Below are 17,879 nucleotides of genomic sequence, written 5' to 3'. Positions count from 1 at the left end.
TTTCATTTCTTATGTTTCTGATGCTTTGCTTCAGTTTTGTTGGAGGGTGGTTGGGGGCTTGGAATTGTTTGGGAATGGTTAGGATTGGGGTTTGCTGTTGCGTTAAAGCTGCTGGTGCGGACTTTTTTCATTGCAATAGGGAAATCTGATCGGTAGGACTAACCGAAATTGTTCAAATATATGTCAGAGATGGGTCTGATGTTTCTACCTGCCACCGTAAGGGCAGACTATTTGGAGGGGAAATGTTTAAGAGCGTGGCTCTTTTAGCAGTCGTTGTTTTGTGTTCAACTGTTTCTCATGCGAATGGGAATTTTCCAAAGGGACCGGACGCAAATCTAACTCCGGGTGCTCTTTGTTCAAGAGCGGATTCTTACAGATATCCAGAGCATATCAAATATTGCGAGCGTGATGTCTCTTCTTCTCAAAAAGCCGCTATCTTTCAAAAGTACGATCAGCTTGGTTACCGTACGCGCTCTATGAAGCGTCAGGCGTTCAAGATTGATCATTACATCCCACTTTGTGCGGGTGGTTCGAACTCTCCGCAAAATCTTTGGCCTCAGCATGAAAGCGTTTATCAAATCACAGATCAGTTGGAAGCTTTGGTTTGTGAAAAGATGGCAGCAGGTCGCTTGAAGCAAAAAGAAGCTGTTGAGTTGATCATGCAAGCTAAGAATCACTTGGATGAAGTTCCAGAGATTCAAAAATACGTGAACTCTCTTTAATTTTTAAAATTCAATCTCTCTTCGAGGGGTGCCCATGCCGTAAAAAGCATGGGTTTTTTTATGCCTAAAATTTGCGGCTTCTGTTAGTTTTGAGAGTATGAAAAGTCTTTTGGTTATTCAGCACGAAGCAGACACTCCTCCAGGCACCACTTTAGAATGGGCTGAGCTTCGAGGCTACACTGTTCATCATTGGTCGCCCGGAACGGATGCGCCACCTGTAAAAACAGATTTTGATCTGGTCGTTATTTGTGGTGGTTCCATGGATACTTTTGAAGAAGAAAAACATCCTTGGTTGGTTGTTGAAAAGGAATTCATTCGTAAGCTTGTGAAAAATAACTCCAAGATTTTTGGTTTGTGCTTGGGGTCGCAACTTCTGGTGGAAATTCTAGGAGGCTCGGTTCATCAACATCACGGATGGGAAATTGGTTTTGTGCCGGTGAAAACTCGCGAGGGCTCGACGTTACAGGCCTTTCACTGGCATCGTTATACTTTTGAACTTCCTCCGGGAGCGGAGCTTCTTTGTGAAGGAAGTTTTTGTAAAAATCAGGCTTTCACTTTTGGCAAGAATATCGTGGCCACGCAGTTTCATCCCGAAACCACCGATCAGTGGATTCGCGAATGTGCTGAAGAAGTCGCTCTAAATGAAAAGACATATACGGGCCTTGTTCAGTCTGAAAAAGACATGCTGGCCAGTCTTCCGCTGCAAAAGGATTTAAAGCACTGGTACTTTGATCAACTGGATCAGCTGGTAAAATAAAAAAAAGGGCTTTCGAAATGAAAGCCCTTCCACAACGTTCTAAAAAATAAAATTAAATAGCTAGTAAAGTGCGACTGCAAGAGCGGATCATCAAGTTGTCGCGCTGAAGTCCTTTTTCTGAAAGGTCCAAGAAGCGTTTTGCCGCTTCGTCGTTCATGATATAGCCCTTATTCAAGTACAAGCCATTGCGTGAAACATGGGGCTTGCTTGAGTTCAACTGAACTCCGGTCTGACGGGCAAACTCCTTTTCGAATTCTTTGAAGAAATCCAAGCCCCAACCGTTGTAGTTGTTTTTAGTAACTTTCTTTGCGTCTATATCCATCCAGGAAGGTGCGGTGTTTCCGTGTAAGATTCCCACGGATACGGACATATATCCCTTAAGTAGGTTTGACTGTTCCCAAGCTTTCGTGATGTCTGTGCGTTTCACAGCCTCGAAAAACTCGTTGGAAAGATAGGTGTCACCGAAATCACGCAAAACGATTTTACCTGTCGGGCGGTTCTTCGCATCGAGCTCCACCAAAAAGTTCTGAGAATGAGGGGAATCGTAGGTCATTCCTGTTAAAGCATAAAACTCTGCTAATGCGCGGGCGAGGGGTTTGTTATAATGTTCGTTCCAATACGCTGCGGGATCCTTGGAGCCATTGGCCTTCGCAAGATCGCGTCCCAAATCTTCGTGCATAATAGAAAAGCCTGGAACATAACGTTTCCCTGATTTCTTCACCTCTTCATAAGAGCGGATGATCATGCCTTGGTCGATGTCTTTAATGCCGAATGCCATTGGTTCATCTAGAAGCACAATGTGCTCTAGCTTTGGTTGACCTTTTAATTGTTTATCCACGAAGTCGGTCATCAGACGAATCTGTTTTCCGTCGTCCCATGTCTGTTGTTTGTCTCGCCAATTACCACCTGTGCGATCCGTAGAAACCTTTACTGAAAACTCAGCTCCTGATTTAGGATCGACAGCAATATAACTGCGTGAAGCTGTCATGTAGCCGATAAAATGCTTTTTACGAACGGGCTCAATGCCGTTCTTTTTAAGGAATTCTTCAACTTGCAAATACCATTTTGTATCTTCGGGATTAATCACCCAACGGACAAACTTTTCACCGTTTCTTTCAAAGATTAAGGAGCTGACGAATTCAGGATTTGAACGAAGGGCTACATCGGCCTCGATAAGTTTTAAAGGAATTTCATAATGTTCCAGACGCGTGAATCCGCTTTCGCGAGTGGCTACGGCATTTGAATGAGTTTCCATGCGAACAAGGGCATGCATCTCTTTGCTGATCGCCCATGAAAGGTGAGATGAAAAAATACTAGCAATTACCAGCGAATTTTTCGCGGCCTTCAAAATAGACATCCGGAACTCCTCTTTGACGAAGTTTCCTTTTTCAAAGGGAATGCCAATTTTTCGAGAGGGGAATTGCGATTGTGGCGCAAGCGTACTGGCAAATTGATCGACAGGTGTTATGAATGCAGTATCTCAGAATGAGATTACCGGAAAACCTTGTTAAAATAAGATCTTAACTAGAATTTTCTTCAGCTCTCAAAGATCTTCGTGGAACGGGTTGGCTGTTGAAGTTTTGCAAGTCGATTTGGCTCCAAACTGTTTCAACGCACTTGAATCAGTATTCACCGTGCTTTGGTCATGCAGCGTGAGTTCTCCTCCGAAAAGTTAACATCAAAGGGGAACTATCATGGAAATCAAAAAATACGTTGGTGGCGGTTTATTATTTATTGCTTCAGCAGCTTCAATGATTGCCTTTCAGAACTGCAGCCCGGCGGGTCAGTTCAGTCCGCAGGCTCAAGAGTCTTTGGCGTCTTCCTCATTGAGTTTAGATGGATCTGGCGTGATTGCAGAGCCTGGTATGTGGAGCGGGTCAAGTAACACGGCAACGCCCAGTGCTTCGACTTTGTCTGCTTCTGCAAGTTGTTCTCAAGCTCTCCAAGCCATCGGTTGGGATAAAGGAGTTCAATTAAATAAATTCGTCCTTGAACCGTTATCCTATGACAAGAAGCTTGTGGGGCAATCTGAACTGCCAGCTTCAAAAGGTTTTAGAATCAATTTCCATGCGGCGGCTTTGTCAGCGCCTCACTCAAGTGGTCTTGCGAGTATTCCTGCCGGCTTGTCAGTAAAGATCACAAATTTGGCAAACGGTGCCGTGATCGATGTTCCTTCTTCGCACTTTGTTGATTTCTCTAGTGAGCCTGGCTTTCAATTGAAAGGTCAAATCGTCAGTTACCAAACGACACAGTCTAAAGGTTCCTATGTGAATTTGAATATCCGCCGTGATCTTTTAGATTCGCACAATTTAAGAGCGGTGAAGTTTGATCTTTACTGCCAAGGTTCTTTGATTGCATCCGCGAACAGCAGTTTTGAAAATCGCCTTAAAGAATATACAGACCGTTATGTTCGTGTGAATAACTCAGATATTGCCATTACCGATACTGCCGGAAAAGCTCATTCCTATGCGAAAAAAAGCATCGACGGTTATGTGATTTTAAATTGTCCTAAGGAAGTTCGTGCGGGGACTCGATTTTCTTGTACGGCTCAAGGAGAGAAAATCGTCAGCGGCAAATGGTATGCAAACTCTCAGCACTATCCTGAATTTGATAACCAGGTCACCGTCGTTGTGGATAACCCAGGCGCAGGAAATTACCACCTTCAAGTTGTCGCTATTAACGAAAAAGGACAAGAGGTGCGCAGTAACGGAAACTACGTACGTATTAAATAGTGCGTCTATTTGAAAATAAGAAAGTTGGAGGGGGACGTGTTCAGTAATCAACTTCTTAGAATTAGCTTGGTATACTCTGCTTTTATACTTCAGGGATGTGGAATTGAAGCGACACTAATGTCGGAAACATCCGCATCCTTGGCAGTAGAAAAGGTCGATAACTCCGGTGTTGTTAACGACACCAATCAGAACTCCTTTTTGATGCAAGGGGTTTGTAAAGACATCTCAGAAATTGTCATCTCGACAGAGACCTTTAGTGTGAATGCTCCGTGTATCGACAATGCATGGAGTGTCAATTTAGATCTTTCAACTCTTTCCGGGCAGGTTATCACCGTAAAATTAGTGGGCGTAAGGAAGGATGGGAACGGTCCTGTTTCCTCGGTTCAATTGACTAAAAAATTGTCCTGCGTTTTTGACAATCAAACGATCCCGCACGGACAGAGTGTTCTGGCTTATACAAGCGCAACTGTCACTGGTGGAGATACTTGCGCGAGTGTTTCCGAGTCTCGACTTTGCACGAATGGAAGCCTTTCCGGTTCGGCGACTTTTACCAGTTGTTCTGCCGGTCCCGACAGTGCGGCCCTAGTATCGGTTGAAGAATACGAAGAGCGTGTAAGCGAGCCTGTTGGCCTAAAATCATTCACTTTGAAACTTTCAGAGGCGAAGCCTTATCCGGTGGAAGTTAACTACAACGTTTCCGGTGATTACGTTTATATGTTGGATGCTGATTTAAATCCGGCCGGGACAGTGACTTTTGCCGCGAATGAAACAACGAAGACCTTGAGTTTTCAGGTTCTAAACAACGGGGTTGCTCAGCCTGAACGCCTCATTCAATTGAACTTAGTAGGTACCAATCGTGCCATGGTCACTTTGGCAGAGCATTATCAAGCTCGTTTGTTTCTAAGAGATAATGATGGTGGTTTCGAATTAAATATTGATAAGGCTTTCGTGATTGGTTCTCAAACTACCTGCGCGATTTCAACGGATGGCAGTCTTTATTGTTCGGGCGCACAGTTTGGTTCCACGCCCGTAGAAGTAGATCCAGGTGTGAAGTACATCAAGATCGAAGACAGCAAGCAAGGAAATGGTGATAACGCCTCTTTCTGCGGATTAACGACGACGAAGAAAATCAAATGCAATAACGGAAGTGATTTAGCCATGACTGCGTTGGATAGTGCTACCGATTATTTGGATTTTGATTCTGAGTTTAGTTTTTGTGGCATTACTAGTTCTAACGAACTTAAGTGTGGATACGAGTCTTATTACTCCATGCAAACATTCGATGCGGGCGTTGCCTACGAGAAGATTGCTTTGTCGTTTTACATGGCTTGTGGGCTTACCACTGGAAATGCTTTACGGTGCGCAGATTTTGATCCCTTTGGTGGTCCGAGCTCATTTTCTGATATAGATGTGGGTACAGCCTACTTGGATATTTCAAGTTCGGGACAGGGAGAGATCTATGGACTGACCTCTTCCGGCGAGTGGAAGCGAATCTGTGACTCCTACGCCTGCAGTCCTACAGTGCTGAGTCCTGGGAGTACTTTTGCAAGTCTTCATCGGCAATGTGTGATCAATGCTGATGGTGGTGTGAAGTGTGATAAGTCTTCACTTGTACCTAGTCCTCTCTTTAAACAAGTTTATGCTACGGGATCCGGCGGAAATTACCAAAGAGCTTGTGGCGTTTCTACGACCGGCGAAATGTATTGCTGGAACACGTCTGACTATAACTATGGAGGGTGGCGCGGTGTGGATGTGATAGCTAGCTCCACGATTCGAACTGATATGTCAGGGTTATCTAACGTAGCTAAGATTCGATACAATAGTATTCATGGAGCCACATGCGCAATTCTAACAACTGGCCAAGTAAAATGTTTCGGAGGAGTTGTTCAGGGTTTCTTGCGATCAACACCTGTCGATCAAGTGAGTCTAGCCTCCTATAATGTCAAAGACCTTTTGGACGATACATCTTACGTTCTCACTTCAGAGGGCTATGTTTTTTCAAGTGCGACTCAAGCTCAAGTCGATACCGTCAAGTATGCAGCTTTTATATCGACGGGCGATTGGAACTATCGCTTTTGTGGACTCTCCGAGAATCAAAAGATTCGCTGTTTGAAATCTGACGGAAGTTTTGAGGAAATTTATGCCGGGGCAACAATTAAATCCTATTCTGGAGATTATTCTGTAGGTTGTTATCTTTCTCTTGGAGGTTCTTTGTCTTGTTGGGAAAATGATTATGGCACGATCCCCACTCCAACGATCGTTGACAATACAGACACTTACACAGAACTTTCCGGTCACTACCAAAGAGGATGCGCAATTTCCGCTACCACGAAAGAGATAAAGTGTTGGGATAACTACAGTAACTATACAGGTGATCCTACAGTATTCACCGTTCAGGATCCTGGTGTTGAGTATGTGAAAGTGTTAGCTCCAAATGATTACTGGAGTAGCCGAGTGTGTGGCATTACTACGACGGGAGCTCTAAGATGTGGAGCTAGGAACGGCGCTTATTCGGTTGTGGATGCTGGTACCTCGTATTCGGATTTACTCACGGTGGACTGCGGAATCACGACATCCGGAAAATATCGATGTTCCGGGGGATTGGCCGCCGGAGCTGTTTACTTAAACTGGTTGCGTCCGATCTTAATGAACAAGTGGTTCACGCGCGCCACGCCTTAAAATAAAAAAGCCTCCGCGAAGGAGGCTTTTTTTATTAGTGAAGATCACCTTTCTTTTTCTTACCACCGCCAAACATGCGGGGGCCGCGATCTTCGGTGTCGTCGTCCTCTTCTTCATCGTCTTCGTAGTCCTCGTCTTCGGAAAACTCTTCTTCATCACGAGGTGGGGAAAGCTCCTCACTTTGTTCTGCACGAGAAAGTGCATCTTCGTCCGCTTCTTCAGCGTCGTTATAAAGTGTCTCGTCATCGACACCCAGAAGTTTGTTCGCTTCCGCTTCTAAGGATGAATTCTCGGTAGTGAATTGCAGATAAAGTTTTTTGCCTTGGAAGGGGAACTCTTTCCATGTGTACGGGAAGTCCACTTCGCCGTCGTTTTCTAGATACTCCATCATCATGCTTGCAGCTGCGTCCACGCAGTTGTGGATGCGTTGAACTGCATCTTGTTGATCCTGAGAGTAATTCATAGAAACTTCGAAATTAGCCTGGGCCAAACGGCCTTTTTCAAGATATCCGACGCGTAGCAGAATCTCTTCGGGGTAAATACGGCCTTCAATCACAAGGTCGCCATTGTCGAGATATTGGGCGAAGTTTTCGGTGAAAACGGCCTGAATCTGATCTGAGTACTCTTTCGGAAATGCCGTCCATTTTTTTGAGCTTTTGAGTCTTGGATTCATAGGGACCTCTGTGTCTGCCGGGCGATTTTTGCGTCGGGCATTTTGACAAATTTAAGACGCTCCTCTATAACTCACTTTCTTTAATGACACAAGAGGTAAGAACCGTGGAAAACACTTCGCAAAACCCTGAAAGCCTTCAGCAAAACAACGACATTGGTCAGGGCCGTGGTGTGTATATTTCTACCTACGGTTGCCAAATGAACGTGAACGACACTGAACGTATGTACTCTCTTTTAGAGATGCAAAACTTCACGCCGGTAGAAAAACCTGAAGACGCTTCTTTGATCATCATCAACTCTTGCAGTGTGCGTGAAAAGCCCGTGCACAAAGTTTATTCTGAAGTCGGCACATTCAGAAAAATGAAAGAGAAAAACCCGAACTTGCGTATCGGTGTTGGTGGTTGCGTCGGTCAGCAAGAAAAAGACAACTTGATTAAGAACCAACCAATGATTGATTTCGTATTCGGTACAGATCAAATCGACAATCTTCCTAATTTGGTGGCTAGAACTTACGAAGGTGAAAAGAAAATCATCAATGCGAAGTTTGAACACCGCGCGCCTTATCACATCGAGACCATGGTTCGTAATCCAGGTGTTGCGACATTTGTGAACATCACAAAAGGTTGCGATAATTTCTGTACGTTCTGCGTGGTGCCTTACACTCGCGGTCGTGAGAAATCTCGTCCACTGCAACACATTTTGACGGACATTCGCCACTTGGTGAAGCGTGGAGTGAAAGAAGTCACTCTTCTTGGGCAAAACGTAAACTCCTATAAAGCCGAAGAGGGCTTGGACTTTGCCGATTTGATGGCGAAGGTAGCGACAGAAACGGATATCGAAAGAATTCGTTTCACGACGTCGCATCCTAAAGATTTTAATCAAAAGCTCGCGGATACAATGGCGGCTCACCAAGATAAAATCATGGAGTACATCCATCTTCCATTCCAGAGCGGAAACTCACGTATCTTAGATCGCATGAATCGCAACTATACGCGTGAACACTACTTAGAAAAAATCGCGATGTTGAAGAAAACCATTCCGAATGTGGTTTTCTCGACAGACATTATCGTGGGCTTCCCCGGTGAAACAGAGGAAGAATTCCGTGATACGGTGACATTGGTTGAAGAAGTGGGCTTTGAGACGATCTTTGCCTTTAAATATTCTCCGCGTCCTTTCACAAAAGCGGCGAAATTTGAAGATCAAGTGGCTGAAGAAGTAAAAACCGAGCGTTTGAACCGTCTGTTTGATGCCCACGATAAGATGGCATTTGAACTTGTGAAAAAGTACGAAGGCCAAGTGATGAAGGTGCTAGTTGAGAATGTAGACCGTGAAGACGGCAAGATCCAAGGCCGTAGCTCTGGCAATAAGCTTGTTCACTTCTTAGGTAGCAAAGATTTGATCGGTCAAACAGTGAATGTGAAGATCACCAAAGCCTTCCCGGCGGTATTCAGAGGAGAGTTAGTTTAAACATGAAAGATCTTTTGGATTCACAAAATCTTAAAGCTCAGATTGTGTTTGCACAGAACACGCATGAGGAAGAAACCTTTCACCAAAATGACTTGGTGCAATTGTTTCCTTATGGCTTGTCAGTGACGACGGATGCGACTCGTCCCTTCTTGCTTTTGAAGGATGAAGCGCACGTTTATACTTTGCCCGTCGCAGTCAGTCCAATTGATGCGGGAGTGGCGCTTTCTCAGAATAACAAAGTCGTCGCTGAGTCTTCACCGCACAAATTCACAGCACTTTTGCTTCAGTCCTTAGGGATCGAAATAAAGCAAGCCGTGTTCGTTGAAATTAAAGGCTCCCACCAATATGTGCGTCTTTATATCAGTGGGCACCCGGCGACAAATTCAGTGAAATTGCGCGCCGATGAAGCCATGTCTTTGTGTCTGTACTTACAAGTGCCTCTGTTTGCGACAAAAAACTTTATCGGTCGTTCGCGTATTTTGAATGCTGAGATCGAGAGCGGCGCGCAAAAGGCACAAAATTTTGGTTTCATGGATAAAGGATTTGGATATCTGAACTAGGTTTGTAAAAATGGGGCATGACTCATTTGCCTCATTTGATTACTGATCTAGGTTTTATTCTTATCATTGCGGCGTTAGCGACGCTGCTGTTTAAAAAACTCGGACAACCTTTAGTTCTTGGATATTTGATCGCGGGCTTTTTAGTAAGTCCGCATGTGCCATTTTTTCCAACAGTGACAGATAATGAAAGCATCAAGGTCTGGTCCGAGATCGGCGTTATCTTTCTTTTATTCAGCTTAGGTCTGGAATTTAGTTTTAAAAAATTGTTCAAAGTCGGTGGCTCTGCCGGTTTCACTGCGGCCTTTGAAGTGATCTTTATGATGGGACTAGGGTATCTTTTCGGCCGCATGTTTGGCTGGAACAGTATCGACAGTCTTTTCTTCGGTGCCATTCTTTCCATGTCCTCCACGACGATTATCGTACGTGCTTTCCAAGAGATGGGAATCAAAGGGAAGAAGTTCGTTGAATTGGTTTTTGGTATTCTGGTTGTCGAAGACATCATCGCCATCCTGCTCTTGGTATTGCTAACTGCGATTGCCGGTTCTGGAGAGTTCTCAACGGCAGAACTTGCGTTAGATGGCCTTCGTCTTTTTTTCTTTATTGCTCTTTGGTTTATCGTTGGGATCTTTCTTATTCCCATATTCTTGCGTCGTATTCGTCGTCTGCTGGAAGATGAGACCACGCTTTTAGTGGCTATTGGTCTGTGCTTTTTGATGGTGATGATCGCGGCTTATGTCGGATTTTCTCCGGCCTTGGGCGCCTTCGTCATGGGTTCGTTATTAGCTGAGACGCCTGAAGGTCATAATATGGAAAAGGTGCTTCAACCGGTGAAGAATCTTTTTGCGGCGATTTTCTTCGTCTCTGTCGGGATGATGATTGATCCTAAAATACTTTGGGAAAGATGGGACCTCGTTTTGGCGGTCACGCTGATAACAGTTATAGGAAAATTCATCAGCACCTTCTTGGGTGCGATTTTGTCGGGGCAAACCCGTAAGGTGTCTTTTCAGTCGGGAATGAGCTTGGCGCAGATCGGGGAGTTCTCTTTTATTATCGCCTCGCTAGGTGTGACGATGAAAGTGACCAGTGATTTCCTTTACCCCTTGGCGATAGCCACATCAGCGGTGACGACCTTTACGACGCCATATCTGATTAAATTCTCAGGTCCCGTACACACCTGGGTTGAAGCGCGTCTTCCTGAAGGAATCAAAGTCATCTTAGATCGCTATCAACAATCCTTTAACCAAGAGGGACGAGTCAACGTCGGCGGACTTATCTTTAGAACCTACGGACTTAAAGTATTAATGAACACGGTGATGGTAGTGGCCATCCTACTGGCTTCAAAAACTTTCTTAACTGGCGAAGTGCAAAGCTATTTGCAAGAAAGCCCCTGGGCGAGCAGTGTTTCTTTATTCTTGTGCTTACTAATTTGCGGGCCGTTCCTTTGGGGAATTGTTTTGGGAGGACCTTCTTTAGGATCCGAACGTGATGTGGAAGAATTGCAAAAGCTTCGTGGCTTGCAAGCTGGGATTTTTGCGGGCCGTTTATTGTTGGCCTTAATGCTGGTGGCCGCGATTCTGTCGCAATTCGTGACCGTGAAAATGGCGTCTGGCGTGATGGTCGCCGTTTTGATCATTGCCGCTGGTTTGGCGCAACTATGGGTGAAAAAACTTTATCAGGTGATTGAAAAAAACTTTCTAAAAAATCTGACGGAAAAAGAGCGTAAATCTTTAGTCAGCGCTGAGGTTGCAAAAAACTTTCTGCCTTGGGAAGCGACACTGGGAAGTTATGAGATTTTCCCGGAAAGCAGTATTGTCGGACAAAGCTTGCGCACGCTTTCTTTTAAAGAAAAATATGGCGTGACAGTCGCGGCTGTATTTCGGGGGACCCATCGTAAATTTGCACCCGACGGAGAATTCATAATTTATCCTTTCGATCGATTGATCTGTTTTGGCAGTGAAGAAGAACTGCAGAACTTCCACAAGACTTTAGAGATGGAACGCGCTTTAAAAACTCAACCCACGCAGACAGATCAGCAGGATTACAAGCTATCTTCTTTCAGTGTGACTGAGGACTCGCCGTTAAAAGGAAAATCCATCCGTGAAAGCGGTTTGCGAGAAAAAATGCACGGCATGGTCGTGGGTATTGAAAGAGGCTCCGAACGTATCCTAGGTCCTAGGGCGAGCTTCACGATCTTAGAGAATGATCTTCTGTGGGTCGTCTCTGACCGTAAACAAAACTCTTAGACGTAAACTTTGTATTTCATCGTTTCCAATCGCCAGCTTTTTTCCTGAGGACAGAAAGGTTTTACCATAGAAGTCCAGGGAAGGAGCCGGCATGCCTTGTTTGGGACTTGTTCTGTCAGGTGGAGGCGCGAGGGGAGCGTATCAAGCAGGCGTTCTTGCGGCGATTGCCCATGTAGCGGCGAAGACAAAAATTAGAAATCCTTTTAAGATCTATAGCGGTGTCAGCGCCGGCGCCATCAATGTCGCGATGCTGGCTGGAAACAGCGGCGATTTTGTTGAGAGCGCGAAAAATCTTGTCTCTCTTTGGAGTCATATCAATAGCGATCAAATCTACTATGCCGATTTGATGACTCTTTCTCGCGGTGGTCTGCAATGGATGAGTGAATTTTCTTGGGGCGGGGGAAATAAAGACTCGGCACTGCGATCTCTTTTAAGCACTCATCCTTTAAGTAATTTTATCTCTGATAAGTGTCACTTCAATCAAATCGACAAAAAAATAAAGTCCGGACAGTTGCGCGCCGTCAGTGTTTCAGCATTAGATTATGAAAGTGTTTCAACCTTCACTTTCTTTCAAGGAAGTCCTGATATAGTTCCCTGGGAGCGTGGCATGCATCGCAGTGAGCGAACCAACCTCTCGACGGAACACGTCATGGCGTCTTCGGCGATTCCTTTGTTGTTTCCACCTATTCAAATTGGTTCGCGGTACTTCGGTGATGGGTGCATTCGCAATCAGTCGCCTTGTGGTCCCGCGATTTACATGGGGGCCGACAGTTTGATCGCAATCGGAGTCCGTCGCAGGCAGGACACTTGGTTTTCGTATCATAACAGTTCGGCAAGGCAGGCGCCTTCCGTGTCACGAGTGGCAAACGTTTTGATGAATGCCGTTATGATGGATGGCTTTGAATCAGATATTCATCGTATCGAGCAGATCAATCAAAGTTTTTCGACATTAACCGGCGGACAAAAGAAAAAGGTCGCGGTTCACGCGATTGATTATCTTTGGATTTCCCCTTCGGTGGATTTTTCGGAAATTGCAAAAGAGAAAGGTTCCGAACTTCCGCGCATGATTCGCTACTTGCTGCGTGGCCCGGGATCCATTGAAGAATCGCGAGAGATGTTGAGTTATCTTTTATTTACGCCCAGTTACTGCAAACAGTTAGTGGATATTGGTTTTTCGGACGGAATGAAGGAAAAAGAGCGTATCGAAGAATTGATTGTTTCTAAGGCCGCAAAATCCCATTCTGTAAAGCATCAAGCCAATCCGTAAAGCGATCAATCATTCTTGCATTGCGATAAAAAATTCGCCATTCTAAGGCGATAAAGAGGTTCGATTTTATGAGTGACGTTTTTGTAAGAGCCCGTGGCGTTTCCCCTGTAATTTCAGAAGATGTTTTTATTGCCGACAACGCGCGCATCATCAGTGATGTGGAGATTGGTGAGGGTTCTTCTATTTGGTACAATGTGGTCATTCGCGGCGACGTCATGCCCATCCGCATTGGAAAAGAAGTGAATGTGCAAGATGGTACGGTCATTCATGGCACCTACGGAAAATGGGGAACAACTTTGCATGACCGCGTGACTATTGGTCATTTGGTCATGCTTCATGGTTGTGAGGTGGGCCGCGGTACACTGGTTGGAATGGGTTCCATCTTGATGGATGGCGTGAAAGTCGGCGAGCATTGTCTTATCGGTGCGGGCTCTCTTTTAACGGAGGGCACGGAGATTCCTCCGCGCAGTCTGGTCGTAGGACGCCCTGCGAAAGTAAAGCGACCTCTGACGGATGAAGAAGTGGCCCTTTTAGAAAAATCGGCCGACAACTATCTGCTCTATAAGTCCTGGTACGAATAGTTCTAAAAAACTTATTTCTGACAGAGTTCCTGTTGAACTCTCAAATATTTCGTTTGAGAATGAAGAAACCCTGTCAGGAGCAAGCTTTTTATGGAACGTGAAATTCCCTATGCCTTAACCTTTGATGACATCCTTCTTCTTCCGCAATATTCCGAGATCACACCGACAGAAGTCGTTCCTCGATCTCTTTTCGCTAGAGATAAATATTTAAATACACCGATCATCTCTGCGGCGATGGACACCGTCACTGAAAACCGTATCGCGCGTGTGATGGCTCAGCATGGTGGTTTGGGTATTATCCATAAAAATCTTGATATCGAAAAACAAGCCCTCGAAGTTGAAAAAGTGAAGAAGTATGAATCTGGTATGATCATGGACCCTATCACATTAGGGCCGGATCACCTGGTGCAAGAGGCGGTAGAGCTGATGGAAAAGTTTTCTATCAGTGGTGTTCCTATCACTGTGGATGGTGCTTTGGTGGGTATCTTGACCAATCGTGATTTGCGCTTTGAAGAAAACTTCAATCAACCTATTCGCAATTTGATGACTAAAGAAAATCTGGTCACGGCGAAAATGGGAACGACTTTGGATGAAGCCAAAAAGATTTTGCAAAAGCATCGTATCGAAAAGCTTCCCGTGGTCGATAGTAAGGGGAAGCTCAAAGGTCTTATCACGATCAAAGACATTGAAAAAGCCAAGAACTATCCGCAAGCGACAAAAGATGAACATGGTCGCCTTTTCGTTGGTGCCGGTGTCGGCGTAGGCGCAGATTCTCGCGATCGCGCCGATGCTCTGGTGGCGGCGGGAGCCGATGTACTTTGTGTGGATACAGCCCATGGGCATTCTAAAAATGTTCTCGAGATGGTGAAGTATATTTCTCAGAAGCACAAAGATGTGATCGTTGTGGCAGGGAATGTCGTTACGGCTGAAGGAACACAGGCCCTGCTTGATGCGGGCGCTGAAGTTGTAAAAGTCGGTGTGGGGCCCGGCAGTATTTGTACGACTCGCGTTGTAGCTGGTGTGGGAATGCCGCAGATCTCTGCAGTGATTGAGTGTGCAAAGCTTGCAAAAGCCAAAGGTAAAACAGTGATTGCAGACGGGGGAATCAAGTTTTCCGGCGATATTACAAAAGCTTTAGCATTGGGCGCAAACACCGTGATGATCGGAAATTTACTGGCAGGTGCGGAAGAATCACCGGGTGAAACTATTTTATTCCAGGGCCGTACTTACAAAGTGTATCGCGGTATGGGAAGTATCGGTGCTATGTCTCGCGGATCCAAAGATCGTTACGGGCAAATGGACATCGAAGAAAATGAAAAACTGGTGCCTGAAGGCATTGAAGGAAAAGTGGCGTACAAAGGGTCTGCTGCCGGAGTGATTCATCAACTTGTTGGAGGATTAAAATCCGGGATGGGTTATTTGGGTGCGCGCAATATCGATGAACTTCAAGCAAAAGCGAAGTTCGTGCGCATCTCTGCCATGGGGCTTCGTGAATCTCATGTTCATGACGTCAGCATCACCAAAGAAGCTCCGAACTATCGCATCGAAACATAGAAATGGAATCGAAAATGCGCGGATTTATTATTTTAGATTTCGGTTCTCAGTTTACTCAGTTGATCGCGCGTCGTTTGCGCGAGTTGGGTTTTTATTCAGAAATTCATTCTTATAAATTTCCCACAGAAGAAATTCGTAAAAGAAATCCATACGGAATTATTCTCAGTGGTGGTCCAAACTCGGTTTACGAACAAGGAGCTCCGCAAAGAGACATCCATGAACTTCGTAACATAAGTCCTTTAATGGGTGTGTGTTATGGAATGCAACTTTTGACTCACCAATTGGGTGGCAAGGTCTCTCGGTCGGAGCACCGTGAGTACGGCCTGAATTATGTAACATGGACTTCCGTCGTAGGAAGTATTCCACACCGACAAAAGGTTTGGATGAGCCATGGCGATGTTGTTGAAAAAGCACCGGAAGGTTTTCAAGTGATCGGTATGTCGGATGGAAATCATCCGGCGGCGATGCAAGGACCCGGAGTTTTAGCTGTGCAATTTCATCCCGAAGTCGCTCACACCGAGCACGGCACAGATTTATTGAAGTACTTTGCGCAAACAATGTGTCAGGCTGCTTCAGATTGGGATGCGCCTCATATCAAAGATATTTTGATTGAAAATGTTCGGAAACAAGTGGGCGCGACTGATCACGTGCTAGTGGGGCTTAGCGGTGGCGTGGATTCCACCGTGGTGGCCACTCTTTTAACGAAAGCGTTGGGGGCTGAAAGAGTTCACTGTGTTTTTGTTGATAACGGTTTACTGCGCAAAAATGAATTTGAAACCGTTTTGGAGAATTATCGCAAGATCGGATTAAACGTCAAAGGTGTGGATGCCTCGGAAGAATTTCTGTCAGCCCTCAAGGGTAAGTCTGATCCGGAGGATAAAAGAAAAACCATCGGGCGTGTTTTTATCGAGGTCTTTGATAAAAGTTATGATCATCAGTATCCGATTAAGTGGTTGGCGCAAGGCACTTTGTATCCCGATGTGATTGAAAGTGTTTCGTCTGTCGGTGGCAGTGTCACAATTAAATCTCACCATAATGTCGGAGGCTTGCCTGAAAAAATGAATCTAGGGCTTGTAGAGCCGGTTCGTGAGCTTTTTAAAGACGAAGTGCGTGCGCTAGGGGCTCAGTTGGGATTGCCGCATGAAATGTTGTGGCGTCATCCCTTCCCCGGGCCGGGACTTTCGATTCGTGTTCTTGGTGAAGTGACAAAAGAGAAACTGCAAATACTTAAAGAAGCCGATGATATTTTCATTTCAGAGCTTCGTCGTCGCGGTCTTTATGAGAAAATCTGGCAGGCATTCTGTGTACTCTTGCCAGTAAAAACTGTCGGTGTTCAGGGCGATTCCAGAACTTATGATCACGTTCTTTCATTGCGGGCAGTGACGTCCAGTGATGGGATGACCGCAGATTGGTATCCTTTTGAATTTCAGTTCTTGCGTGAAGTTTCAAACATGATCACCAACAAGGTGAAAGGTGTGAATCGTGTGGTTTATGATATTACCAGTAAACCTCCGGGGACGATCGAATGGGAATAATGGCCGTTACCCGCAGGTAATGGCTTCTTTGTAACTCGATATGCGCGGAGGAAATCTGTAGTTTTCATCGCATGAAAACAAAAAAGAATTTCTTCCGCGTCTCTAAAGCCGTCACGTTGTTAATCGTCCTTTCAGCCATCGCCGCAATGGCAGCCACAGCTGAACTTCTTTACGAAGCTTCTGGCACTGCCAGTTTCAAACTTTATAAAGACACAAAATCAGAGCTTCGCTCTACAGTGATTCAATCACAAGACTTCGAGCTCGCTCGTCACTACACGGCTTCAGAAGGCGAAAAGCTCTTTTTGGTAAATATCAAAAAAACGGTGCAAAGATATTTGGATGCAGAAGGTATTGTCGGGACAGCGACATGGAACGTGCGCACGGGGGATAAGTTACAGACACAATTATGGAGCCGCACGGAGTCTGCCACCGAGGTGAATGTACACCCGAACCAGCCCGTAGTGGTGAGTGGTCTTGGGGGATGTTGTGCCGAGATGACAGGCTATCGCCTGTTCAATATCGAAACGGGTCGTTTGATCATGTCCTTCAATGATTTTGCTTGGAAAGAAAAAGTCACTCAGCCTTTTTCTTTGGAAGTTCCAAATTCAACACTGGCCGCTCGTTATATCGGGGCGATCACTCAAGACTCCACTCGGGATCGCGATTTTGTCGAAGCAGCTCCGGGCAAGAAAGCGGCATTACTCATTAAGTATGCAAATGAGATGTTGAAGCAGAAACTGCAAGTGGATATGGAAACCGCTCCAGGTTATGGCATCAGCGTGATGGAATTTTCAATGGAAAGAGATCCCTCGGTTCCGGGGAGTGATAAAATTGAACTTCAAGGAAACGACACGGCCGTTCTTTGGAATATCGATGGAGCGTCTTCGCCCAGTGCTATTTCCGGAGTTATTCTCAAAATTGTTCTGGATGCCGGTTTAGGCCAAAAAACCATCAAAATCCCTGTCAGAAACGATGAGTTGGATTTGGATTCTGCGATCATTCCGTCGGGAATCGAAATTCATCCTATCGTCAAATCAGGGGCCTTTTAATGCAGCGTGAGATGTGAGGGTCTGGGTGCCCCTTTTATTGAATAAAAAAAGGGCCTAAGAT

14 protein-coding genes and 1 riboswitch are annotated in these 17,879 nt (G+C 45.3%); of the genes, 12 read left to right on the top strand and 2 right to left on the bottom strand.

Annotated elements, in window-relative coordinates; translation table 11 throughout:
• The first annotated feature begins 154 nt into the window (after positions 1-154).
• Positions 155-250, top strand: a riboswitch (purine riboswitch).
• Positions 243-722, top strand: coding sequence for a hypothetical protein (locus tag ACLWBD_RS09385; RefSeq protein ID WP_063207081.1), 480 nt, complete (start codon positions 243-245; stop codon positions 720-722). Its footprint overlaps the riboswitch before it by 8 nt.
• Positions 723-819: 97 nt before the next feature.
• Positions 820-1,479, top strand: coding sequence for a type 1 glutamine amidotransferase (locus tag ACLWBD_RS09380; protein ID WP_413568010.1), 660 nt, complete (start codon positions 820-822; stop codon positions 1,477-1,479).
• A gap of 52 nt (positions 1,480-1,531) precedes the next feature.
• On the opposite strand, the gene ACLWBD_RS09375 is transcribed toward ACLWBD_RS09380, so the two are convergent.
• The gene (locus tag ACLWBD_RS09375; protein ID WP_413568009.1) at positions 1,532-2,836 is read right to left on the bottom strand and encodes a ferric iron reductase; all 1,305 of its coding nucleotides are present in this window, start codon (positions 2,834-2,836) and stop codon (positions 1,532-1,534) included.
• Positions 2,837-3,173: 337 nt separating this feature from the next.
• Here ACLWBD_RS09375 and ACLWBD_RS09370 point away from each other — a divergent pair, with 337 nt between their 5' ends.
• Positions 3,174-4,211 (top strand): hypothetical protein, encoded by a 1,038-nt coding sequence (locus tag ACLWBD_RS09370; protein WP_413568008.1) that lies wholly within the window; start codon positions 3,174-3,176, stop codon positions 4,209-4,211.
• 117 nt (positions 4,212-4,328) lie between these two features.
• Positions 4,329-6,890, top strand: coding sequence for a hypothetical protein (locus tag ACLWBD_RS09365; RefSeq protein ID WP_413568007.1), 2,562 nt, complete (start codon positions 4,329-4,331; stop codon positions 6,888-6,890).
• Positions 6,891-6,924: 34 nt separating this feature from the next.
• On the opposite strand, the gene ACLWBD_RS09360 is transcribed toward ACLWBD_RS09365, so the two are convergent.
• Positions 6,925-7,563, bottom strand: coding sequence for a hypothetical protein (locus tag ACLWBD_RS09360; protein ID WP_063207096.1), 639 nt, complete (start codon positions 7,561-7,563; stop codon positions 6,925-6,927).
• Positions 7,564-7,646: 83 nt separating this feature from the next.
• On the opposite strand from ACLWBD_RS09360, the gene miaB reads away from it, so the two are divergent.
• The 8 genes from miaB (at position 7,647) to ACLWBD_RS09320 (ending at position 17,818) form a co-directional block, all read left to right on the top strand.
• Complete coding sequence (miaB, locus tag ACLWBD_RS09355; protein ID WP_413568006.1) at positions 7,647-9,029, top strand: tRNA (N6-isopentenyl adenosine(37)-C2)-methylthiotransferase MiaB; 1,383 nt, start codon at positions 7,647-7,649, stop codon at positions 9,027-9,029.
• 2 nt (positions 9,030-9,031) lie between these two features.
• Positions 9,032-9,589, top strand: a complete 558-nt coding sequence (locus ACLWBD_RS09350; protein WP_063244539.1) for a bifunctional nuclease family protein — start codon at positions 9,032-9,034, stop codon at positions 9,587-9,589.
• A 17-nt stretch (positions 9,590-9,606) separates the two neighbouring features.
• Positions 9,607-11,832 (top strand): cation:proton antiporter, encoded by a 2,226-nt coding sequence (locus ACLWBD_RS09345; RefSeq protein ID WP_413568005.1) that lies wholly within the window; start codon positions 9,607-9,609, stop codon positions 11,830-11,832.
• 91 nt (positions 11,833-11,923) lie between these two features.
• On the top strand, positions 11,924-13,099 hold the full coding sequence (locus tag ACLWBD_RS09340; protein WP_413568004.1) for a patatin-like phospholipase family protein: 1,176 nt from the start codon (positions 11,924-11,926) through the stop codon (positions 13,097-13,099).
• 68 nt (positions 13,100-13,167) lie between these two features.
• Positions 13,168-13,680, top strand: coding sequence for a gamma carbonic anhydrase family protein (locus ACLWBD_RS09335; protein ID WP_063207111.1), 513 nt, complete (start codon positions 13,168-13,170; stop codon positions 13,678-13,680).
• 90 nt (positions 13,681-13,770) lie between these two features.
• Positions 13,771-15,234 (top strand): IMP dehydrogenase, encoded by a 1,464-nt coding sequence (gene guaB, locus ACLWBD_RS09330; RefSeq protein WP_063207114.1) that lies wholly within the window; start codon positions 13,771-13,773, stop codon positions 15,232-15,234.
• Between the two features lie 14 nt (positions 15,235-15,248).
• On the top strand, positions 15,249-16,769 hold the full coding sequence (guaA, locus tag ACLWBD_RS09325; protein WP_413570731.1) for a glutamine-hydrolyzing GMP synthase: 1,521 nt from the start codon (positions 15,249-15,251) through the stop codon (positions 16,767-16,769).
• 71 nt (positions 16,770-16,840) lie between these two features.
• Entirely contained in the window at positions 16,841-17,818 is a 978-nt protein-coding gene (locus tag ACLWBD_RS09320; protein WP_413568003.1) for a hypothetical protein, read from the top strand.
• The last annotated feature ends 61 nt before the right edge of the window (positions 17,819-17,879 follow it).

It is taken from the genome of Bdellovibrio sp. HCB117 (assembly GCF_047305915.1).
In the GTDB taxonomy this organism is placed as follows: Bacteria; Bdellovibrionota; Bdellovibrionia; order Bdellovibrionales; family Bdellovibrionaceae; genus Bdellovibrio; species Bdellovibrio bacteriovorus_B.
Note: the sequence above shows the minus strand (reverse complement) of the source record. Positions and strands in the feature narration are given on the sequence as shown.